Source organism: Priestia megaterium, from assembly GCF_009497655.1.
Lineage (GTDB): Bacteria > Bacillota > Bacilli > Bacillales > Bacillaceae_H > Priestia > Priestia zanthoxyli.
On the sequence record NZ_CP023317.1, the window covers coordinates 2,336,116 to 2,357,976 of the forward strand.

The following is a 21,861-nucleotide window of genomic DNA, read 5'->3' on the forward strand; positions in this document are numbered from 1 at the left end:
TCTTTTGGAACTGGATAATTTTTTGCAATGAAAGACTCTTATATTTCTGCTAGCATATGAACCACGTCAAGAAATAGCAAGGAGGCTTTTATTTTTATGATGAAAAAACTAGTAATTGCTATCGCAATGCTTATCCCGAGTTTTGGTGCAGGTTACTCAGCATTTGCTGCAGCACCCGCTCATGAACAGCACATTCAAGTAAATAAAAATGATAAAGAACTATTAGCTCGTCTTGTATCAGCTGAAGCCAAAGGAGAGCCGTACGCAGGCAAAGTAGCCGTGGCAACAGTTGTATTAAATAGAGTCGACAGCAGCAAATTCCCGGACACTGTAAAAGGCGTTATTTATCAAAAAGGTCAGTACAGCCCGGTCAGCAACGGTCAAATCAATAAACCTGCAGACAAAGGTTCAAAAAAAGCTGTAGAAGAAGCAATTAACTTCCAAGGTCAAGGAAAAGGTTCATTATTCTTCTTTAATCCTGATAAAACGGGAGATCAATGGCTGCGCCAAAAACAAGAAACAATTAAAATAGGGCATCATGTATTTGCAAAATAATAAAAAAGCTAATGGCTAGCTACGTGCTGTCATTAGCTTTTTTAGTTATGTACATAACATAAACAGTAGAACAACCTTCAAAATTAGAATTTTATGGTAAAATAAAAGAGGTCATTTGTAATTAAAAATATGAGGTGATAACTTGAAAGAGAATATGATGTTTGCTTGGATAGCTTCATGGTTAGCTCTTGTTGGTCAGCTCATTTTTTTTATGGGAGTAGCGCTTTTTACAGGGGATTGGCGCTACATGATGTGGAGTTTTATGATAAGCATAATTGTAGGTATACCTAGTATAATGGGTACCTATAAACGAAATCAGCAGCTAAAAGCATACAAAAAATAAGGAATATCGTATTGAAACGCGTTATGAAAGACTTAGAGAAATCCTCTAAGTCTTTTTTTGTTTGGGTATAAAAAGACATGAACCGTACTCCGTTCTTCTAAAAAAAGTACTTTTTACATAGTTTATCAATACAGAACATTTGATAAACACGCGGAGGAGTAAACATGAAGGAGCAGCCTAATTTTTTGTTGATTATGGTGGACGAAGAACGATTTCCACCCGTATATGAAAGTAAAGAAGTAAAAAAGTGGCGAAAAAAACATTTAAAAGCACATGAATTTTTAAAACAGCATGGAATGGGGTTTACTCGTCACTACGTCGGTTCTACAGCCTGTTCACCGAGTCGAGCTACATTGTTTACAGGGCAGTACCCTTCCTTGCACGGAGTGACCCAAACGCAAGGTATCGCAAAGAAGTCACAAGATCCTGATATGTTTTGGCTGCAGCCTAATACCGTCCCAACGATGGGAGATTATTTTAAGCAGGCTGGGTATCAAACCTTTTATAAAGGAAAATGGCATATTTCTGATGAGAACATCTTAATTCCAGGAACACATAACGTTTTTTCTAGCTACCAGATGCAAACAGGAATACCGGATCCAGAAAAAGAGCGCCTCTATCAACGGGCTAATAAGCTTGAAAAGTTTAGTTTTTCAGGGTGGATTGGTCCAGAGCCGGAAGGGAGAAACCCGCACAATTCTGGTTCATCTGCGGCCATTGGAGTGAGTGGACGAGACGAAATATATGCAGAGGAAATCATAGAGCTTATTCAACAATTAGAATATCAAAAGACTGCGCAGCCTTGGCTCATGGTAGCTTCGTTTGTGAACCCGCATGACATTGCGCTGTTCGGAGCAATCACCAAACACCTTGCTATGTTTCAGTTTTCTATTGATGAGACAATTCCGAACATCGAGCCGCCACCTACTATTAGAGAATCTTTACAAACGAAGCCTAGCGCTCAAAGCAGCTATAAATACATCTACCCAAAAGCGCTGCAGCCGACGCCAAATTCTAGTTTCTACCGGCGCTTATATTATCAGCTTCAAAAAAATGTTGATAAACAAATTTTGAAAGTCCTTCGGACTATAGAACAATCTTCGTTCTATGACAATACCATTATTATTTTCACGTCGGATCACGGTGATTTGCTTGGGGCTCACGGAGGACTACATCAAAAATGGTACAACATGTATGAAGAGTCGATTCACGTGCCGCTTCTCATTCATAACAAGCATTTGTTTCCTAGTTATCAACGTACAGACGTGCTGACTAGTCATGTTGACTTGATCCCGACAATGCTTAGCTTGGCTAATATCGATGCTTCCGCTGTTCAAAAGCAATTGCAAAAAAGTCATACGGAAGTACATCCATTTGTTGGGCGAGACCTCTCAGGAACGTTGCGAGGAGAAACATCGCTCCATAAAGAAAAAGCACCGATTTTCTTTATGACGGATGATGACCCGACAAAAGGACTTCACCAAACAAATTTTTTAGGAGAAAGCTATCCGTCAGTCGTTCAGCCTAATCACATTCAAGCGATCATTGTCGAGTTTCAATCAGCCGCAGGAAAGGAAATCTGGAAATACGCTCGATACCATGATAATCCGCAATTTCGGTCAGCACCTAACGAAAAAGATGAAGTCATCCACCGAGAGCAATATGAAAGTTACCCGGTAGATCTTACTAACCTTAAAGAAACATCGGTTCCGGATCAAATTGAAATGTACAATTTGACCAAGGATCCGTTAGAAACAGTAAATTTGGCTTACCCGTATTTTTCAACAAATGAAACAAGGAAAATTCAGCGGCAGCTTGATGTTATTCTTAAAGAACAACTCAGGAAAAAACGGATTTTTCCGCAAAGTGGAAGCATGTACCAGGAGCTTCCGTCTAAAGATAGATAAAAAATAGTTTCGACGAGTTCAAGCCAAATATTGGTGTAAGTAGAAAAAGGTATATTTAATATTTTAGTATATAAATAAAAAACTGATGATACTTGTGCTATGTTACTTATTCTGATTTGAGCAGTACTGGATTTTAATTCGTTAATAATACTTAGATAAAGCAAATAAATGCTTGTAACATCTTTCTTTTTTGCCTTTATTCTTACACAATAAAGGTAAAAACAAAAATAAAATGTAGGTGTTAATATTATAATAAAAAACTTTTTAAGCCCATATATTCTTAAGTAACTTTTCGGGAATTTAAGCATAAATTAATTCTATAACATTAAGAAATAAAAATTACTTCTTGACTTCTGTAAAATTTATACACTATAATCACTTTTAACAACTAACAAACATTATTTGGCAACGAAAAGGACATGAATTAGGTGCTGTTTTCTTCGCAGAGAATAGGGTCAGCGGCTGGGAGCCCTTAAGAAATCATCTAATTTACCACCTTAGAGCTATTGCAGGGAATGTGCATAACTGAAACTGCAATCGGTAAAACCGTTATCTTTTTTTGAGCGTAAAATGCGTACAGGTATTTTACGGAATTAGGGTGGTACCACGACCGCATTCGTCCCTTCACTAGGGATGAGTGCGGTTTTTTATGTAGAAAAAATGAATATACAAGCATTGAAAAGGACATGAATCATTTTTGGATTTTCTTTACAGAGAGTAGGGTCACTGGCTGAGAACCCTTAGAAAACGAAATGAATTTACCACCTTGGAGCTGCGGCGGGGAATGTGTATACACTGAAACTGCAACCGGTAAAACCGTTATCTTTTTAAGCGTAAAATACGTATAGGTATTTTACGGAATTAGGGTGGTACCACGGCCGCATTCGTCCCTTTATTAGGGATGAGTGCGGTTTTTTTGTTGAATAAAAACATATTGGAGGAATGAACATGTCAAAACAAATGGAAGCAGAAAAACGAAATCATCAAAAATTAGGTCAAGAACTGGAGCTGTTTATGTCGATGGAAGAAGCTCCTGGTATGCCGTTTTTCTTACCTAACGGAATGATTGTTCGAAATGAGTTAGAAAACTACTGGAAACAAAAGCATTACAAAGCAGGCTATCAAGAGATAAAAACACCCATCATGATGAAACAGGAGCTATGGGAACAATCAGGGCATTGGGAGCACTATCATGAAAATATGTATTTTTCAAATGTTGACAAACAAAACTATGCGATTAAACCGATGAATTGTCCGGGAGCCATTTTATTGTTTAACAGCAAGCGAAGAAGCTACCGAGAACTTCCAGTTCGATACGCGGAGCTCGGGTTAGTTCATCGCCACGAGCTTTCTGGCTCTTTAAACGGATTACTAAGAGTTCGGTCATTCACACAGGACGACGCTCATTTATTCGTAGAACCCAGTCAGATCGAAGCTGAGATTAGCCGCATTCTAGCGTTTATCCATGACTTTTATTCACATTTTGGCTTTGATTACAAAGTGGAGCTATCCACACGTCCTGAAAAATTTATGGGAGATATTGAAACATGGAATCAAGCAGAAAAGTCGCTTCAATCGGTGCTAAATGAAAAAGGCTTAGACTATCAGGTAAATGAAGGAGACGGAGCTTTTTACGGGCCGAAAATCGATTTTCATATTTTAGATTCCCTAGGCCGCAGCTGGCAGTGCGGAACAGTTCAGCTTGATTTTCTAATGCCAGAGAAGTTTGACTGTATGTATATTGGAGAGGACAATAAACCGCACCGTCCCGTAATGATTCACCGCGCTATATACGGTTCCGTTGAACGATTTATGGCCATCTTGATTGAACATTATGAAGGTCAATTTCCTCTTTGGCTGGCTCCTGTTCAATTTAAGCTTTTGCCTATTGCACCGCCGCATGTGGAATATGCATACAAGGTGAAACACGAGCTGGAGTCACAAGGGTATCGTGTTGAAGTGGATGATCGTATTGAAAAAATAGGTCTGAAAATTAGAGAAGCCGAAATGCTCAAAGTTCCTTATATGGCCGTAATAGGAGATAAAGAAGTAGAAAATAAATCGCTTGCTATGCGAAAGCATGGGAAGAAAAACATTGGAACAGTAAGTGTTGAAGAGGCAGCTGTACACTTGAATAAAGAAATGGATTCAAACAGAGTTTATTGAAGCCATTTACCTTGCTAAATAGAAAAATCCGATTTTTTAAGTCGGATAGTGATTCCCTTCATCTTGTCTTACACCAAAATGAAGGGAATATTGAACTAGAAGGGTATAAGATAATATATATCAGCAGTATAACTTTTGCCTTAGACAAACGCCGGTATTTTATAAAAAAAATTATCTTGTTCCATTCGAATCGTTTGTACGGGGGGAAGCTGAATCTTCATTTGACAATTTGTTCATAGGTTGCTGACCTCGCTTCTTTTTAGAAGGAGAATAAAAAAGAAATTTAAACATAAAGTACACTCCTAATGCTAGTAAAATACAGCCAATAAGTAAGTTAAGCATCTCTCTCCGCCCTTCATACACTTCAGTTTTCATCATTATAACACCCGTTAAGGTAAAACATTCATCGTTCTGTAAATAATCCCTATGTCAGGAATTTATATTTGAAGATAGGCGGCGAAAAAACTATCTGAAAATGAACCAATTTATTTTTTAGAATATTAATTTTATTCAAACTTATTATACATAATCACAATGATGATTTCTTTATTTAGTTGATAAAGCCAAAATAGATAGAGATTAAGAAATCGCTTACAAAAACTCTTGAAATATATATAATGATATTAGTATACTAATAGACAAGTTAGTAATTATTTCTATATAATTACTTCTGTATCTGAAGTAAAAACGCGTAGTCAAATAGGAAAAGACGTCATTTTTAAGTTTTTTAATGGATGAGTGGCAACAGAGAGGAGAGAGTGCAATGGGAAAACTATTTAAAAAGAAGTCAATCGAGCAATTATTAGAACAAAGTCAAAACAAATCTCTAGTCAAAACATTAGGGGCATTCGATTTGACTCTTCTTGGTATTGGAGCCGTAATAGGAACGGGGGTTTTAGTTTTAACAGGCTTAGTAGCTGCTAACGATGCGGGGCCAGCCGTTATTTTTTCTTTTATACTGGCTTCTATTGTATGCGGTTTTGCAGCGCTGTGCTATGCGGAATTTGCTTCAACTATACCTGTATCTGGGAGCGTTTACACCTATACATATGCAACCATCGGCGAAGTGGTAGCACACTTAATGGGATGGACATTGCTTTCCGTCTATTTATTAACGATGTCAGCAGTAGCAAATGGATGGTCTTCTTATTTTAATAATTTTTTAGAAGGCTTTGGTTTTTCACTCCCAAAAGAATTGATTACGATCCCTGCAAATGGAGGCCTGGTGAACCTTCCTGCTATTTGTATTACCCTTCTTATTACATGGCTGCTTTCAAGGGGAACTAAAGAAAGTAAAAAAGTGAATAATTTTATGGTGCTTGTTAAATTATTTATTATCCTTCTCTTTATTATTGTAGGGGCTTTTTATGTGAAGCCGTCTAATTGGACTCCTTTTATGCCTTATGGAATTGAAGGGGTTGTGACAGGGGGAGCGGCCGTATTTTTTGCTTTCTTAGGTTTTGATGCTTTATCTACATCAGCAGAAGAAGTAAAGAACCCGCAGCGCAATTTGCCAATTGGAATTATTAGTTCACTCGTGATCTGCACGATTATTTATGTAGCGGTATGCCTTGTTATGACAGGGGTTGTTTCTTACAAGGAACTGAATGTTCCAGAAGCAATGGCCTATGTTCTTCATTCAGTAGGACAAAATGCAGTGGCAGGAGTTATTGCTGCAGGAGCTGTCATTGGGATTATGGCTGTTATTTTCGCCTACATTTATGCAGCAACACGAATTTTATTCTCAATGAGCCGCGACGGCTTGCTACCAAAAGCATTTGCTAAAACAAATGAGAAAACGGGAGTTCCGACTCTCTCCACTTGGCTAGTAGGAATTATCGGAGCGTTAATTTCAGGATTTATCGATTTAAAAGAACTTGCGAATTTAGCAAATATCGGAGCCCTTTTAACTTTCGGTATGGTGGGCGTCAGCATTATCATCTTACGCAAAACGCACCCAACTTTAAAACGTGGATTTACAATGCCGTTTGTCCCGGTTTTACCAATTTTATCTGTATTATCTTGTTTATTTTTAATGATTAATCTTCCTAAAACAACATGGCTATATTTTAGCATATGGATTGTGCTTGGTATATTTGTGTATATAGGTTATTCTCGTAAACACAGTCGATTAACAAGTAAAGAAATGAAAAAAGCGAGTTAGAAGCAGAAAAAGAGCCTTTCATCCAAGAAAGGCTCTTTTTTTGCTTTTTGTTCAGTTGTTAGACAGTTAGGACGATTGTTCACTATGTTTTTTGCGTGTTTCCACAATAAACAGACAAGTGCTAATAACAAAAGCCGTTCCTACAAAAATGGCGCCAACCCAAGGAAGTGAAGTAAGTCCCATATGGTTAATAATTACGCCTCCGAAAAAGGCGCCAAAAGCATTTCCTAAGTTAGCAAATGAGTGATTCGAAGTAGAAGCTAAAGCAGGTGCTTCCTGTGCTAAGTTCATAATTTTCACTTGAATACCAGGCATTACAGCAAATGCTGCTGCTCCCCAGAAAAACAGCGTGATAATCGCGGCTGTTGGGCTTTTGACAGTAAACGTAAAAATAGTCAGCACAATACAAAGAAAAGCAAATATACCTACAACCGAAGGCATTAACTTCCAATCTGCAAGCTTTCCTCCAACAACATTTCCAAGCGTAACGCCGCATCCGTACAATACAAGTATCCACGTAACGCTGTGTTCACTTACTCCCGTAACGTCTTCAAGAAGCGGTGTAATGTACGTAAATACAGTAAATAAACTACCGCACCCTATTGCACTTAAAAGAAGCATCACAAGAAGTTTTGGTTGGCTAAAAGCAGCAAACTGCTGTTTTAGACCCGTTAATTTTTCTTGACCAAGCTTTGGGATAAACAGAATAATACCGATAAATGCAATGATTCCCATAATGGTAATAGCCCCAAACGAAGCTCTCCAACCTAAGTGTTGGCCAATAAATGTTCCTACAGGAACGCCGATAATATTTGCAATGGTTAAACCTGCCATCATCGTTGCAACAGCACTTGCTCGCTTATGCGGTTGTACGAGCCGTGAAGCAATAACAGCGCCTACTCCAAAGAAAGTACCGTGACATAACGCCGTAACTAAACGAGCTCCCATCAAAATTCCATAGTTAGGTGCAATAATAGCAATCGCATTTCCGAGAATAAATAAAAGCATGAGTAAACAAAGCAGAAGCTTTTGAGGAAGTCGATGAGTAAAAATGGTTAAAATTGGCGCGCCAATCGCTACTCCTAAAGCATAGCCCGTAATTAGCTGACCAGCAGTCGAAATGCTAACATGAAGGTCTTCTGCAACGTTAGGCAGTATCCCCATAATAACGAATTCCGTCATTCCAATAGCAAAAGCTCCAAGAGTCAACGAGATAAGAGCAATTGGAAAGGAATCTTTCTTACTGACCTGCTCATTAGCATGCATTGTATTCATGTGTGATCACCCTTTCTGTGTATAAAATTTATATCTCCTTGAAAAGAAGTCAATTACTAATAATACTTAAGTGATTGAGCTTTGACAACCAAAAAAGCTGATGTAAGCGGTATCTTTTGGGATTCCGTTTATCTTTATCATATATGAAGACAGTCAGACATAAATTTATTGACAGAATAAAGTTTAGTCCTATAAACTATTTTTAAAGTTGAATAGTTTATACCTATAAACTAAATGAGCAAAGGAGGGAAAGAAGTGACGAAAAGCAAGTTATATCAAGCTGTAGAACTTTTTGAAGAAGTGCTGTTTGTAGGAACAGAAGTCATTCACAGAGAGCTGAGCCATAACCTCTTCGAACATGTCTCAAGGCAGCAGTTTGATTTGTTAAATAGTTTAATGATTAAAGGTCCATCTTCACCTGGCAGTCTCGCTGTCTTGCAAGGTGTTCATAAAAGTGCCATTTCGAATCGAATTAAAAAACTGCTCGAAAAAGGGCTTGTGGAGTGGGACACTAATGAACTAGAGAGCGATAAACGTTCTAAGCTTATTAAGATTACGGCTGAAGGAGAAAAGGTAATACATGACGGAAATGCCGCGTGTTTTAGTATCATTGAGAATTTGTTTGATGATGTAGAAGAAGAAAAAATAGATACATTTATTGAAATTCTTACAATGGCAAAAGAAAAGTTAACTATAAAAGGGGAAAGCAAAAAATGAAATTTATTGTGAAATTTAAATGGGTGATTGCGGCCTTTATTTTAGCTTTAACGGTCATATTGATGCTAACGGCACCCAATTTAACAAAGCTCGCAAGTGAAAAAGGGCAGTCTCAGCTTCCTGATGATGCCGTTTCATCTAGGGCCAGCCAAATTCTCAAAAATGCCGGGGAAGACAGTAACACCATCAGCATGGTGATCAAGCTAGATAACGCATTAGATAAAGATAGTGAGAAACAGATACAGAAAATCATTGATAAGACAGAGAAAATTAAAGGTGTAAAAGATGTTACAACGCCTTTAACAGATGATCAAGATGTTCGTAACCAATTAATGTCTAAAGACAAAAAAACCGTTTTAGTTCCGGTTACTGTCAGTGGATCGGATGAAAAAGTTGAAAAAATAGCGAATCAGATTTATGACAGCGTGCCAAAAGACGTTACGGCATATGTAACAGGTGCATCTCTTATTAATCAGGATTTTGCACACAGTTCAGAAGAAGGGTTAAAGAAAACCGAGTTTATTACTATCTTCTTGATTTTAGGTTTGCTTCTACTCGTTTTCCGTTCAGTCGTGACGCCGTTTATTCCTATTTTAATTGTGGGAATCACATACTTAATCAGTCAATCGTTACTAGGTATTTTAGTTAAAAATGTCGATTTTCCAATCTCAACGTTCACGCAAACGTTCTTAGTAGCTATTTTGTTTGGAATAGGTACGGATTACTGCATTCTTTTACTTAACCGTTTCCGTGAAGAATTGGCTAACGGACATGATAAAGTAGAAGCCACGATCACGGCTTACCGTACAGCAGGAAGAACGTTATTCATCAGCGGAATTGCCGTATTTATTGGTTTTGCAGCCATCGGATTTGCCAAGTTTGCTATTTTCCAATCGGCCGTTGGCGTAGCAGTGGGAGTTGGTGTGCTGCTAGTGATTTTATTTACCTTGCTGCCACTTTTTATGGTTACGCTTGGAGAAAAATTATTTTGGCCGTCTAAAAAAGTGGCTTCTCATAGCGATAATAAGCTGTGGGGGTTTTTAGGAAGAAAGGCAGTAGCGCGACCGTTCGTATTTTTAGTCATTACAGCGATTATTACCGTGCCTTTTATTGTAACGTATGACTCAAAAGTATCGTTTGATTCTACTGCTGAAATAAGCAGTGATTATAAATCTATAAAAGGACTAAATGCTATCAGTGACGCACTGGGAGAAGGAAAAGCATTTCCTGTCAATGTTATTATTAAAGGAGATAAAGAGTTAACAAAGGCGGATGTTATTCCGTATTTAGGAAATATAAGCAAAGCAATTGAAAAAGTGGATCACGTGGATTCTGTTATGACGATCACACAGCCTACGGGAGAAAAGATTGATGATTTATATGTTAATTCACAGCTGGGCTCTGTATCAGACGGAATCAAAGATGCTGTTAAAGGAATCGGAGATGTACAAAAAGGATTAAGTGATATTGAAAAAGGGCTAAATCAAATAGCCGACCAAACGGGTTCTGCTTCTAAAGAATCTGGCGGGTCACTTGCACCTGCCGCAGACGGATTAGCTCAAGTTAATCAACAGCTGCAGCTTGTCAGCACTCAGCTCTCTACAACAGGAAATGTGCAGCAAGCGGTTCCTCAGCTTGCAGCAATCAGCAAACAGCTTACTACCATTCAAACCGGTCTTCAACAAGCAAATGAGAATCTTTCAGCTCAGCAAGGCCAAGTCGGAACCCTATCAGACAGTATCAATCAATTAGCAGAAGGTGTTGATAGTGCAAATGATGGGCTAACGAAAATCTCAGATGGCTTAACAAAAGCAACAGGTATGCTTGATAACATGAGTGACAGCTCAACAGTTAGAGATACGGGTATTTATCTTCCAGCAGAAGTGATGAAAGATAAAGGGTTTAAACAATCCATCGACAACTATTCTTTTGCAGATGGAAAAGGAGTTAAGCTCAGCGTAGTGCTCGATCAAAATCCATATTCTGAAGAAGCCATTTCAACCGTAAAAAATATTGAAAAAGCGGTGGCAAGCGAAGTCGTTGATACGCCGTTTGAGCATACAGAAATTGTGTACGGAGGGGTATCGAGCTCAAATGCGGATTTAAAAGATTTATCTACAACGGATCTTTCACGCACAATGGTTATTATGATGATTGGATTGTTTATTGTTTTGACCATTTTATTCCGTTCAATGATCATGCCTGTATACATGATTGCTTCACTGTTGCTTACGTATTATACAGCAATGGGAATCTCAGAGCTTCTATTCGTGGATATAATGGGGAATGACGGAATCAGCTGGGCCGTGCCATTCTTTAGTTTTGTTATTTTAGTTGCTCTTGGAATTGACTATTCTATTTTCTTGTTAGACCGTTTTAACGAAGAAGTGAAAAGCGGCGTAGCAGAAGGCATGGTTACGTCTATGAGTAAGATGGGGTCGGTTATTATTACTGCCGCTATTATCCTAGCCGGAACGTTTGGGGCTATGATGCCATCAGGTGTATTAACGCTTGTTCATGTAGCAACAGTTGTTATCATCGGTCTTTTACTTTATGGTCTTGTTATTCTTCCGCTTCTTATGCCAGCGATTGTCGTGACGCTTGGAGAAGGAAACTGGTGGCCGTTTCTTCGAAAAAAAGAAAAATACAAAGTAGAAGAATAACTTATATATGCTGGATTTTATCAACAATCAGATATAACGTTAAGCATTAGATAGAGTAAAAATGAAGGATAGATGAGCGTCATGAGACTGCTTTATCTATCCTTTTTTTTGTGCTATTAGAAAACTTGAGCATGATTAAAAGTAAACTCAAGCAGGCGCTGTGATAAATATACCGGGTCGAATAAAAGGCTTCCTACTAGGAAAACCTATAGTCAAAAACATGCGGAGGTCTTTTTAATGAAATTTGTAAATCTTTTAGCTAATCAGCGAGAAAAACGACGCGAACAAATGCGTGAAGCAGGCACATGTCCAGACTGCTTAGGAAAACGTTTTCACCATGTTGGGCTTTATTTTGTTCACGTTTATGAATGTCCGAGCTGTCAGGGGAATGAGGAAAACTAAATAATTCAGCCGAAAAGCTTCTTCATAAAATAGAAGCTTTTTTTATTTCACCACTATTACAAGCTCAGTAGATTGAAAAGAATTGTTCCTTTAGAGCTAATAATGATAAGATTAAAAAAAGCAGCATCCAAGGTAATTCATACTCACTTTTACGTAAAAACCACTATAGTAGAGAGATTATATAAAAAGGAGATTCCGGCATGGGTGAAAAAAAGAATATTGATATAGGTGGTCTTAGTTTTGCTTGGGATTTAGAAAAAGGAAAATTTAGCTTTGAAGGAGAAGATGCGATTCTTTTTTGGATTTCTTCGGCGATGAAAACATTGTTTGACACAATCGAAGAAATATCTGGAGAAGAGGCAGCTTCGGTAGTACTGGAAACTACTGGTTTTCGACAAGGATTAGTAGTAGGAGAGTACTTTCAAAACATGAAGGGCGTAACGGTTTTTGAAGCGGCTGAGTTAATTACAAATACATACGCTTCGGCTGGATGGGGAAAAACAACTATCAAATATTTAAATCCTGAAAGTAAAACTCTATCTGCTGAATTAAAAGACAGTTGGGAACATAAAATTAACGTGGCGCAAAAGAAAACAATGGGAGGAAATTTTCTTCCGGCCCATTATGCAGGGATTTTTACAGGACTATTCGGAACAAATATTTGGTACAAGGTGATTCAACATCAAATAGAAGGGCATGAATGCACCACAGTAGAATACTTCCCTTCCAACATTGATATCACTCAAAATATTCATCAATTAGCGAGAAGAAAAGAAGCGCAGAAAATAGAACATTTGCAAAACATTGTAGCGGAAAAAACAGCAGAGTTAAAAGATCTTATTAAAAAGCTGTCTTCTCCTATTATTCCCGTTTTGGAAGGCATAGTCGTCGTTCCTTTGATTGGCAAATACGACGAGGATCGAACGGAAGATTTGATTGTCAATACATTAAATAACCTCCCAAAACATCAGGCTAATTATCTTGTGCTGGATTTAACCGGATTGGATAAAGAACTTACTGAATATACGGCAAGTCTTATCGAAAAATTAGGTGCAGCAGCGTCCCTGATTGGTACAAAAACCATTTTAGTAGGAATTTCTGCTGACTTAGGCTTAGTTATATCAGAGACTCATATTGATTTATCAAAATATGATTGTTTTCAAACACTGCAGCACGGCATTCATTATGCATTGGCACAAAGCGGACGAAGCATCGTTTAAAAGATATATTTTAAATATAACAAAATGCACTCATTCAACATCATAACAAATCTCTTTATCGAAGAACGGAAATGTATTGAAGGATTTCATTTTTTAAAAGAAGAATTGACACGAAACCAAAAGGTGTTATATTATTTTTATATAACACCTTTTGGTGTTATATTTGGAAAAGGAGAATGAAGACAACGATGAATGATAAAAGTGTAGTAGAAGATGTAAAACAGACGATAATATTTAACGCGCCGATTCAAAAAGTTTGGGATAAAGTAGCAACCGCAGAAGGGCTCCAACAATGGTTCATGCCTAATGATTTTCAGCCTCTGGTAGGATATGAATTTCATTTGCAATCGCCTTTTGGACCATCTCCGTGCAAAGTATTAGAAATAGATGCACCAAACTATCTTTCTTTCTCTTGGGATACGGATGGATGGGTCGTTTCGTTTACCTTAAAAGAAATGGGTAATCAAACTGAATTTACGTTTATTCATAGCGGCTGGAAAGAAGCTGAAACACTTCTTGAAAAAGCAAACGAAAAGAGTTCAGTGGTACGAGATAGAATGAGCTACGGGTGGACTAGTCTCGTGAATGAAAAACTTCGAAAGGTTGTTGAAAACTAAATGACTTCATCAGCTGCCAAGCATGATATCTTTCAAGCCATTGCTGATCCTACTCGAAGAAAAGTACTTGAGCTGCTTTCTGAAAAAGAATTGCCTATTTCAGAAATAACGTCCCATTTTTCAATAAGCCGTACCGCTGTTGTCAAGCATCTTCATATACTTTCAGAAGCAGACCTAGTCCATGGACAAAAAAAAGGCAGAGAAAAAGTGTATCATCTTCAGCCAGAGCCTTTGAAAGAAATAAAAGATTGGCTTTCTTACTACGAACAATTTTGGACAAACAAATTATCTATTCTTCAGCATATTGTTGAAAGAGACGAAGAAAGAAATCAATAGAAAAAGCATAAAAACGTTTTTTATAAGGAATATAGCAAAGCCAGTCGTTAAAAAGACTGGCTGTTTTACATAAAAGCTGGTTTTATTCTAGAAGGACAAATAAAAGAAAGATGCAGAACACCATAGGGCATTTCTTAAAATAAAAAGATAGACCTTTAGAAGAAAAAAAGGGGGAAACAGAGCAATGAACAAGCTTTTATTTTATGGGACGAGCGATGCTCAAGGAGTGCCTCGATTATTATGTGACTGTAAAGTATGCACGCAAAAAGATCCATTAAATCAGCGCACAAGACCTAGTGCACAGTTCACACTGGACGGTAACGTGTGTTTGATTGATGTATCACCTGATTTTAAACATCAATTTCATTTATATAATAACAAAAAAATCCCTTCTACCGTGTTTATTACTCATCCTCACAATGATCATGTTGCTGGTTTAGGGGATTTAGCCGACTTATGCTACTGGAATAATGTAAGTACAGAAGTCGTAGCAGCCCCTGAAGTCATCAGCGAGTTAATCAAAAGATTTCCTTATCTCGCAAAAAGAAAAGGGCTTACTTTTAATGGCACGTTAAAGTGGGAAAGCGGAGAAACGGCCATTACGTTTCATAAAGTGAATCACGGATTTAACGGTCATTCCTACGGCATTGTGGTTCATCAAAAACAAGGCGTACGCTGGGCGTATGTATCCGATTCTTTTAATGTGACAAAAGAACAGTGGGAGCCTTTTTACCACTTAGATTTACTGATATTCGGTACATCTTTTTGGAAAGAATATCTTCAAAAAGAAAAAAGATCCGTATATGATGTGACAGAGGCAATGGAGATTAAAGTGAAGCTACAAGCAAAAAACATGGTGTTCACTCATTTATCACACAATATTGATATCCCAAAGCACGCTGAGATGCTTTTAGATAAAAACGTAAGCTTTGCCTATGACGGACGCGAGATTTCATTACCTTATTTGTGTTGAGATTAATTAATATCTTATAGAATAATAATTTCAAACTAGGAAGGTAAAAGGGGTTAATAAGCAGGGATAGCTTGAAGTAGGAACGAACACGACACTAAATTGGAGCTAAAGAAGGGGATAGTGTTATGGATGCTATTATAGAAAAACCAAATAACCTCGGTGAATTATCTCGATTTCTATTAGAAAAAAATAGTCAGAAAACATCACATATTGGTTATTGTGGTGAAAAAGAAGAAGAAATCTACCAGACATTAAAAGAAGATTTTATTAGTGACGAGGGTGATATTAAATTTTTAATCGCTAGAAATAGGACAGGAGAAATTTTAGCGGCTATTGGATTTGATATCGAAGAAATGGTAGCAGAAGTGTGGGGACCTTTTAATAAAACATCTTCTATTGATTTGCAATCTCAATTATGGAAACAGTTAGTTAATGAAAATCCTTTGATCCAAGAATTTCATTTTTTTATCAATGAAGAAAATGAGCTGCAACAAGTATTTATGAATGAAATAAAAGCAAAAAAGACTGGTGAACACTTGATCTTAGAAATTAAAGAACAAAATTTTGATAAAGTTATTGAAATGAAAAGCGAGCCATTTAAACATAGTGATTTTCAAGCATTTGAAATGCTGCATAACGCAATGTTTCAAAATACTTATTATGATGGAAAAACAATTATTGAGAGACTTAACGATAGAAATATGTTAAAGATACTTAAAAATATGTCTAATGAGTTGCAAGGCTATGCGTACTTTGAAGTCGATACTGAAATGCGAGAGGCTTCATTGGAGTATATTGGTGTTTCAAAGAATGCTCAGAGTCAAGGTCTAGGAACGAGGTTGTTAAAGGAAGTTTTAACAGAGATGTTTTCATTTCCACAAATTAATGAAATTAAACTAACCGTTGATAGAGCAAATAGTCAAGCAAATCGAGTATATATGAAAGTTGGTTTTGAACCAAAAGATATTCTTATAAGTTATCGCCTCAAACTGTAAAAGAGTTAAGTTCAATGAGGGCGGAGAACATTAAGTGTAAAAGCGCTCGGATTTTTTTCGAGCGCTTTTACTTACCATTTATATTGCTGATTTGTAGTTCTAACTTATGCTTCTTTCTATCAACCGAATCCGTTAGAAACAAGGCAATTCTTTTTTTGTTGTAAATTAGATGCGCTCGATAAAATCACTCACAACTTTGTTAAACCGATCGCTTTCTTCGAGAAAAGGGCAGTGACAGCTGTTCTCAAAAACTTCAAGTACAGAACCTGAAACCAGCTTTTGAATATGCCTTCCAGCCGCTACAGGAATGAGTTTTTCTTCTTTTCCAAAGCACAGTAAAGTAGGAATTGTAATAAACGGGAGGAATTCTCGATAATCCACAATGGATTGATCAAACAAAATAGCACTAGCTATCGACTCGGGCATTTTCGTTACTTCTTTCATAATCCAATGTTTATCTTTTTCAGTTAATTCATCCTTAAACATAAGCGGAATAAAACTTTCTAATGTACTTGTTCGATCAAGCTGAATACCTTGCATAAGCGAAATAAGGGCAGGTAAATCAAATGCACCGATTGGAAAGTCTGACCATTTAAAGTCTGAAGCCATTTCATCTACAATAATATTCCCTTTTACATTTTCTTCACCAAATTGTTTCAAATATTCCCACACAACAAAAGCACCCATCGACCAGCCTACTAATATGACGTCTTTTAATCGATTATTATTTATAAACTCATGCACATCGCGAGCATAAGTGGAAATTGTGTGACCATATGGAGTATGACTTGAATTTCCATGTCCTCTTAAATCCAAAAGAATAGTTTGATACTGTTTCGAAAAAAAAGAAAGCTGGTTGTGAAAAAAACGACTGCTCATCCAAACTCCGTGAATGAAAATAATAGGTGTTCCTTCCCCTTGTTTTTCATAGTATAAAGTTGCACCGTCTTTTAATGTATAAAAAGGCATCATTTCCGTCTCCAATCTCAAAGGTTCATATCTCATCATGTATGCGCAGAAAAGCTCAGGTAGAACGTATCTCCGCAAGAAAATGTTCATAAAAAAACAAATCCTAGAAGTGTTCGCCTTGATATGTTATACTATTACAGGCTTAAATACTGTATGTTTTTGAAACAATCATTCACTGTAATACTTTTTAGATAGAAGCATCCTCATAAAAAGGATGTTGTTTTTGTCGTAATGTACCTTTAAGTAATGAATTGTTACCATCAATTCGGTTCACAATAACCGACCTACATGCATTATATCTTGCAAATATAAACAGATAGGTGGAAGAAGCAACATGACTGAAAGAAAACCATATCAAGTACTACTATATTATTTGTACACTCCAATTGAAAATCCTGAAGAGTTCACAGCTCAGCACTTGGCATTTTGTAAAGAGCTTGAACTAAAAGGACGCATTTTAATTGCGGCTGAAGGGATCAATGGAACAGTATCAGGAACAGTTGAACAAACAGATAAATACATGGAAACGATGAAAAATGATCCTCGTTTTGAAGGTATTGTATTTAAAATAGACGAAGCAGATGAACATGCGTTCAAAAAAATGCACGTGCGTCACCGCAAAGAATTAGTAACTCTTCGATTAGAAGAAGATGTGAATCCTCTTCGCGTAACGGGTAATTACTTAAGCCCAAAAGAATTTTATCAAGCGATGCAAGATGAAAATACGGTCGTAATCGATGCACGAAACGATTATGAATACGATTTAGGCCACTTCCGAGGAGCTGTTCGTCCGGATATTCAAAACTTCCGTGAGCTTCCTGAATGGATTCGCGACCACAAAGATCAGTTTGAAGATAAAAAAATCTTAACGTACTGCACAGGCGGTATTCGCTGTGAAAAATTCTCTGGATGGCTTCTTGAAGAAGGTTTTGAAGATGTAAGCCAGCTTCACGGAGGTATTGTAACATACGGAAAAGATCCAGAAGTACAAGGTGAACTATGGGATGGTCAGTGCTATGTATTTGATGAGCGCATCAGCGTACCAGTTAACCAAAAAGAGCATGTGATTGTCGGGAAGGATCACTTTACCGGCGAGCCTTGCGAACGTTATGTTAACTGCTCAAACCCAGAATGCAATAAGAAAATCTTAGCTTCTGAAGAAAACGAACACAAATATTTACGCGCTTGTTCACATGAATGCCGAGTAAGTCCCCGTAACCGCTATGTAAAAGAACATGGTTTAACAGAAGAAGAATTTGCAGCACGTGTTAAAGAGTTAGAAAACGAACACGTAACTTTATAATAAAAAAACAGCACGCTATATACAGCGTGCTGTTTTTTTATGAAAAGATTCTCTTGTAACCTAGTGTTTAGAGAATAACCTAGTGTTTAGAGAAGGTTATGCAACGGGTATTTATAAAAAGGAAACATATTCCTGTTTTTTTGTTTTGCATACTTAAAGGAATATTTTTTAGAAAGCGATTAAAAAACGGTTGTACATAAAAACAACAAAGGAGCTTGAAAATGGAAGCGAAAATTGAAAAAAAGTACGATGGACGTTTACTGGAAGGACCCCTATGGGATGAAGAAAATCAAAGATTAGTGCTAGTAGACATTTTAGATAAAAAACTTCTTACGTACGATCCAAAAACGACAACATTAGAAGATATGGATCTTCCTTCAGTTGTTACAAGCGTTTCTACAACCAATCATTCAAAATTGGTCGTCTCCACTCGTAATCAGCTGCTTTTAGTGGATAAAAACAAAAAGAATCATGAAGAGTATATCCGTTTAGATACTCTTGAAAAAAACATGCGTTTTAATGACGGGAAATGTGATCCATATAATCGCTTTTGGATTGGCACGATGAGTGAAGAAGATGAAGAAGGAAAAGCCCAGCTGTACGTAGTAGATGAAAAAGGTGTAATTAAGAGTGCTAAAGAAGGATTAAGCGTGTCAAACGGGCTAGCTTGGAATCGAAGAGGAGACAAATTCTTTCTGGTTGATTCCCCGAAAAATAAAATTATGTCTTATTCATTTTCTAAAGAAACAACAAGGCTCGAAGATGAAAAAGTGTTGATTGACCTTTCAGATATAGACGGGTTTCCTGATGGAATGACAATTGATGAGCACGACCGACTGTGGGTAGCGCTTTGGGGAGGTTCGAAAGTTATTTGTGTAGATCCAGAGAAAGGAGAAATTATAGAATCTATTCATCTTCCTGTTTCCAATGTAACCTGCTGTACATTTGGAGGAGACGATTTACAAACTTTATTTATCACCACAGCTAAGGAAGAAGAAAAATACGAAGAAGCTGCCGGCTCTCTTTTTTCATGCCGAGTAGGAGTAAAAGGCTTACCGGCTTATACTTACGTATATTAGACCAGCACTTATCAAAATGTAATGATTCAGACCAGTAACGATAGATATTAAATGCAGTTTCTACAACTCCTTTGCACTGCGTTCATTCCCTTTACATTTTATTCATTATGAGGAAGAGGAATAAAACATGACGATAACGAATTCCCATAAAGAAGCCTTTCAAAGAATATGAATACTTGTATTGGGTAACAATGGTTAAAGGTACAAAAGGAGGAATTGTTTTGGAACAAACATTGTATGAAAAAGTGGGCGGACAAGAAGCGATTGAAAAAGTAGTAGACTATTTTTATTCTGAACTTGTTTTAAAAGACGAAACAGTTAGTCACTTTTTCGAGCACACGGATATGGATAAACAACGTCGACATCAAGCCAAGTTTATAAGCTTTGCCTTAGGTGGACCGAATCAATATTCAGGAAAGTCGATGGCCAAAGCGCATGCAAATATGAATATTCAGCCCGAACATTTTAATGCAATTGCTAAGCATCTTCATGATGCACTTGCTCACTTTAATGTTGAAGAGCCTGATATTGACCAAGCATTAAGTAAAGTTGAATCCCTAAGAAATGATATTCAATATAAATAAATCATAAAAAAAGAAGGTTACTGTAACCTTCTTTTTTTATGCTCAAAGCTGTGATGTATGAAGGAAACATGGAAAAGACATCGTAATATGATAAAAATGCAATAGGTGAAAATATTTATCGAAAGTCTGGGAGTGGGAGTATGTCAGCAATTAATGGGAAGCAATACGTAGAGAGAATTAACCAATTAAAAGCAAATGTATGGGTTGATGGCAAGCTCGTAACAGGCGATATATCAGAACATCCGGCTTTTAAAGGAGCCATTAACAGTCAAGCTAAGCTTTATGATCTTCAGCATGATAAAAAAATCAAAGATATCATGACATACCAATCTCCGGCTTCTAAGGAATTTGTCGGTACATCTTATTTACAGCCTAAAACAAAAGAGGAGTTAAAAAAGAGGCGAGAGATGACTCAGCAGTGGGCTCGCTTAACTCACGGTATGATGGGGAGAAGTCCAGATTATATGAATACCGTATTGATGGCTTTTGCATCCTCTGCAGAACTCCTGAGAGGAGCAGAAAATTGCTTTCCTGAAAACATCATTTCTTATTATGAATATGTGAGAGAGCACGACTTATCGCTCACTCATACATTCATCGATCCTCAAGTCAATCGAATCCAATTTTATTACGAGCAAAACGATGAACCGATAGCAGCAAGAATAGTTGATAAAAACAATGAGGGAATCGTTATCCAAGGCGCGAAACTGCTTGCTACACAGGGCGGAATGACAGATGAACTGCTCGTACTGTCTTCAGCGGGCATTCAAGGAAAAGAAAAAGGATTTGCTTTTTCAATTCCAAGTAATACAAAAGGAATTAAATTTATTTGTAGAGAATCATTTGCAGGAAAAGATTCGACGTTTGATTATCCATTAAGTTCTAGATTTGAAGAAATGGATACAATTGTTGTCTTTGACCATGTATTAGTACCGTGGAACCGCGTGTTTTTCTATGAAAATGTAGACGTATCAAATACATTCCTTGCTTCTAGTTCCTTCTCAGCTTTTGCTCTGCATCAAGTAACTTCAAGGAGAATTGTCAAAACAGAGTTTGTATTAGGAATTGTACAATCTCTGATTGAAACCATTAACATTACGGACTATCCGCATGTGCGAGAAAAAGCCACGGAGCTTATTATTGCGTTAGAAACGATGAAAGCTCTCGTGATGAAAGCAGAAGAAGAAGCGGAGATTGATACATGGGGATACATGCGTCCGAATGAAACTACACTTCGTATTGCCGCAAATATATTTTCAAAAACATATCCTACCTTTACAGAGATTATCCAGCTTTTAGGTGCAAGCGGACTAATGGCAATACCAACAGAAAATACGTGCCGCTCATTGGTTAAGGAAGATATTACGCGTTATTTGCAAGCTAAATCGAGAGGAGCAGAAGATCGAATTAAGCTTTTTCGACTTGCATGGGATTTAACGATGAGTCCGTTTGGCACAAGAGAAACGCTGTATGAACGTTTTTTCTTTGGAGAGCCTGTACAGTTAACCAGTTATCTGTACTTATCTTACGATAAAGAGCGCTATGTACAGAGAGTCACCGATTTTTTGAAAAGTTAATGGAGAAAACTGATCT

The 21,861-nt window shown here is 37.3% G+C and carries 20 protein-coding genes and 1 other annotated feature; of the genes, 17 read left to right on the top strand and 3 right to left on the bottom strand.

What is annotated here, in order from left to right:
* Nucleotides 1–96 precede the first annotated feature (96 nt).
* The 4 genes from CEQ83_RS11715 to thrS all read left to right on the top strand — a co-directional run bounded on the left by CEQ83_RS11715 (nt 97) and on the right by thrS (nt 4,971).
* The gene (locus CEQ83_RS11715; protein WP_033579000.1) at nt 97–555 is read left to right on the top strand and encodes a cell wall hydrolase; all 459 of its coding nucleotides are present in this window, start codon (nt 97–99) and stop codon (nt 553–555) included.
* 142 nt (nt 556–697) lie between these two features.
* Nucleotides 698–898, top strand: a complete 201-nt coding sequence (locus tag CEQ83_RS11720; protein ID WP_098112619.1) for a hypothetical protein — start codon at nt 698–700, stop codon at nt 896–898.
* A gap of 164 nt (nt 899–1,062) precedes the next feature.
* Nucleotides 1,063–2,805: a sulfatase family protein gene (locus CEQ83_RS11725; RefSeq protein ID WP_098112620.1), complete on the top strand. Its 1,743-nt coding sequence runs from the start codon at nt 1,063–1,065 to the stop codon at nt 2,803–2,805.
* A 666-nt stretch (nt 2,806–3,471) separates the two neighbouring features.
* Nucleotides 3,472–3,700, top strand: a binding site (T-box leader).
* 53 nt (nt 3,701–3,753) lie between these two features.
* Nucleotides 3,754–4,971: a threonine--tRNA ligase gene (gene thrS, locus CEQ83_RS11730; RefSeq protein WP_099331006.1), complete on the top strand. Its 1,218-nt coding sequence runs from the start codon at nt 3,754–3,756 to the stop codon at nt 4,969–4,971.
* A 171-nt stretch (nt 4,972–5,142) separates the two neighbouring features.
* Here thrS and CEQ83_RS11735 read toward each other — a convergent pair whose 3' ends face one another.
* Entirely contained in the window at nt 5,143–5,346 is a 204-nt protein-coding gene (locus CEQ83_RS11735; RefSeq protein WP_223546605.1) for a hypothetical protein, read from the bottom strand.
* A gap of 388 nt (nt 5,347–5,734) precedes the next feature.
* Between CEQ83_RS11735 and CEQ83_RS11740 the strand changes: the two genes are divergently transcribed.
* Nucleotides 5,735–7,135 (top strand): amino acid permease, encoded by a 1,401-nt coding sequence (locus tag CEQ83_RS11740; protein ID WP_048020877.1) that lies wholly within the window; start codon nt 5,735–5,737, stop codon nt 7,133–7,135.
* Nucleotides 7,136–7,201: 66 nt separating this feature from the next.
* Here the strand turns inward: CEQ83_RS11740 and CEQ83_RS11745 are convergent, their stop codons facing one another.
* On the bottom strand, nt 7,202–8,410 hold the full coding sequence (locus tag CEQ83_RS11745) for an MFS transporter (RefSeq protein ID WP_098112622.1): 1,209 nt from the start codon (nt 8,408–8,410) through the stop codon (nt 7,202–7,204).
* Between the two features lie 255 nt (nt 8,411–8,665).
* Here CEQ83_RS11745 and CEQ83_RS11750 point away from each other — a divergent pair, with 255 nt between their 5' ends.
* From CEQ83_RS11750 to CEQ83_RS11780, 8 genes are all read left to right on the top strand, one after another.
* Nucleotides 8,666–9,127, top strand: coding sequence for a MarR family winged helix-turn-helix transcriptional regulator (locus CEQ83_RS11750; RefSeq protein WP_033579007.1), 462 nt, complete (start codon nt 8,666–8,668; stop codon nt 9,125–9,127).
* A complete protein-coding gene (locus tag CEQ83_RS11755; RefSeq protein ID WP_098112623.1) occupies nt 9,124–11,790 on the top strand; it encodes an MMPL family transporter in 2,667 nt (888 codons plus the stop codon). The genes CEQ83_RS11750 and CEQ83_RS11755 overlap by 4 nt, the downstream gene beginning before the upstream one ends.
* Nucleotides 11,791–12,027: 237 nt before the next feature.
* A complete protein-coding gene (locus tag CEQ83_RS27055) occupies nt 12,028–12,192 on the top strand; it encodes a hypothetical protein (RefSeq protein WP_165573448.1) in 165 nt (54 codons plus the stop codon).
* Nucleotides 12,193–12,392: 200 nt separating this feature from the next.
* The gene (locus CEQ83_RS11760) at nt 12,393–13,412 is read left to right on the top strand and encodes an STAS domain-containing protein (protein ID WP_098112624.1); all 1,020 of its coding nucleotides are present in this window, start codon (nt 12,393–12,395) and stop codon (nt 13,410–13,412) included.
* A 188-nt stretch (nt 13,413–13,600) separates the two neighbouring features.
* On the top strand, nt 13,601–14,029 hold the full coding sequence (locus CEQ83_RS11765; protein ID WP_155017261.1) for an SRPBCC family protein: 429 nt from the start codon (nt 13,601–13,603) through the stop codon (nt 14,027–14,029).
* On the top strand, nt 14,030–14,365 hold the full coding sequence (locus CEQ83_RS11770) for an ArsR/SmtB family transcription factor (RefSeq protein WP_028413311.1): 336 nt from the start codon (nt 14,030–14,032) through the stop codon (nt 14,363–14,365).
* Nucleotides 14,366–14,549: 184 nt separating this feature from the next.
* On the top strand, nt 14,550–15,338 hold the full coding sequence (locus CEQ83_RS11775; protein WP_028413310.1) for an MBL fold metallo-hydrolase: 789 nt from the start codon (nt 14,550–14,552) through the stop codon (nt 15,336–15,338).
* A 125-nt stretch (nt 15,339–15,463) separates the two neighbouring features.
* Nucleotides 15,464–16,333: a GNAT family N-acetyltransferase gene (locus CEQ83_RS11780; RefSeq protein WP_028413309.1), complete on the top strand. Its 870-nt coding sequence runs from the start codon at nt 15,464–15,466 to the stop codon at nt 16,331–16,333.
* 165 nt (nt 16,334–16,498) lie between these two features.
* Here the strand turns inward: CEQ83_RS11780 and CEQ83_RS11785 are convergent, their stop codons facing one another.
* Complete coding sequence (locus CEQ83_RS11785) at nt 16,499–17,302, bottom strand: alpha/beta fold hydrolase (RefSeq protein WP_028413308.1); 804 nt, start codon at nt 17,300–17,302, stop codon at nt 16,499–16,501.
* Nucleotides 17,303–17,636: 334 nt separating this feature from the next.
* Between CEQ83_RS11785 and trhO the strand changes: the two genes are divergently transcribed.
* The 4 genes from trhO (at nt 17,637) to hpaB (ending at nt 21,845) form a co-directional block, all read left to right on the top strand.
* Nucleotides 17,637–18,605 carry an oxygen-dependent tRNA uridine(34) hydroxylase TrhO gene (gene trhO, locus CEQ83_RS11790; RefSeq protein ID WP_028413307.1) on the top strand — a complete coding sequence of 323 codons (969 nt, stop codon included), beginning with the start codon at nt 17,637–17,639 and terminating at the stop codon, nt 18,603–18,605.
* A gap of 221 nt (nt 18,606–18,826) precedes the next feature.
* The gene (locus CEQ83_RS11795; protein ID WP_028413306.1) at nt 18,827–19,684 is read left to right on the top strand and encodes an SMP-30/gluconolactonase/LRE family protein; all 858 of its coding nucleotides are present in this window, start codon (nt 18,827–18,829) and stop codon (nt 19,682–19,684) included.
* A gap of 221 nt (nt 19,685–19,905) precedes the next feature.
* Nucleotides 19,906–20,268 carry a group I truncated hemoglobin gene (locus CEQ83_RS11800; RefSeq protein WP_025751868.1) on the top strand — a complete coding sequence of 121 codons (363 nt, stop codon included), beginning with the start codon at nt 19,906–19,908 and terminating at the stop codon, nt 20,266–20,268.
* 140 nt (nt 20,269–20,408) lie between these two features.
* Nucleotides 20,409–21,845 carry a 4-hydroxyphenylacetate 3-monooxygenase, oxygenase component gene (hpaB, locus tag CEQ83_RS11805; protein WP_028413305.1) on the top strand — a complete coding sequence of 479 codons (1,437 nt, stop codon included), beginning with the start codon at nt 20,409–20,411 and terminating at the stop codon, nt 21,843–21,845.
* The last annotated feature ends 16 nt before the right edge of the window (nt 21,846–21,861 follow it).

Coding starts and splice junctions, on each gene's coding strand:
- CEQ83_RS27055 (WP_165573448.1), top strand. CDS start 12,028: ATGAAATTTGTAAATCTTTTAGCTAATCAGCGAGAAAAACGACGCGAA.
- CEQ83_RS11725 (WP_098112620.1), top strand. CDS start 1,063: ATGAAGGAGCAGCCTAATTTTTTGTTGATTATGGTGGACGAAGAACGA.
- CEQ83_RS11795 (WP_028413306.1), top strand. CDS start 18,827: ATGGAAGCGAAAATTGAAAAAAAGTACGATGGACGTTTACTGGAAGGA.
- CEQ83_RS11775 (WP_028413310.1), top strand. CDS start 14,550: ATGAACAAGCTTTTATTTTATGGGACGAGCGATGCTCAAGGAGTGCCT.
- CEQ83_RS11715 (WP_033579000.1), top strand. CDS start 97: ATGATGAAAAAACTAGTAATTGCTATCGCAATGCTTATCCCGAGTTTT.
- CEQ83_RS11745 (WP_098112622.1), bottom strand. CDS start 8,410: ATGAATACAATGCATGCTAATGAGCAGGTCAGTAAGAAAGATTCCTTT.
- CEQ83_RS11765 (WP_155017261.1), top strand. CDS start 13,601: ATGAATGATAAAAGTGTAGTAGAAGATGTAAAACAGACGATAATATTT.
- thrS (WP_099331006.1), top strand. CDS start 3,754: ATGTCAAAACAAATGGAAGCAGAAAAACGAAATCATCAAAAATTAGGT.
- CEQ83_RS11740 (WP_048020877.1), top strand. CDS start 5,735: ATGGGAAAACTATTTAAAAAGAAGTCAATCGAGCAATTATTAGAACAA.
- CEQ83_RS11760 (WP_098112624.1), top strand. CDS start 12,393: ATGGGTGAAAAAAAGAATATTGATATAGGTGGTCTTAGTTTTGCTTGG.
- trhO (WP_028413307.1), top strand. CDS start 17,637: ATGACTGAAAGAAAACCATATCAAGTACTACTATATTATTTGTACACT.
- CEQ83_RS11755 (WP_098112623.1), top strand. CDS start 9,124: ATGAAATTTATTGTGAAATTTAAATGGGTGATTGCGGCCTTTATTTTA.
- CEQ83_RS11785 (WP_028413308.1), bottom strand. CDS start 17,302: ATGCCTTTTTATACATTAAAAGACGGTGCAACTTTATACTATGAAAAA.
- CEQ83_RS11770 (WP_028413311.1), top strand. CDS start 14,030: ATGACTTCATCAGCTGCCAAGCATGATATCTTTCAAGCCATTGCTGAT.
- hpaB (WP_028413305.1), top strand. CDS start 20,409: ATGTCAGCAATTAATGGGAAGCAATACGTAGAGAGAATTAACCAATTA.
- CEQ83_RS11780 (WP_028413309.1), top strand. CDS start 15,464: ATGGATGCTATTATAGAAAAACCAAATAACCTCGGTGAATTATCTCGA.
- CEQ83_RS11735 (WP_223546605.1), bottom strand. CDS start 5,346: ATGAAAACTGAAGTGTATGAAGGGCGGAGAGAGATGCTTAACTTACTT.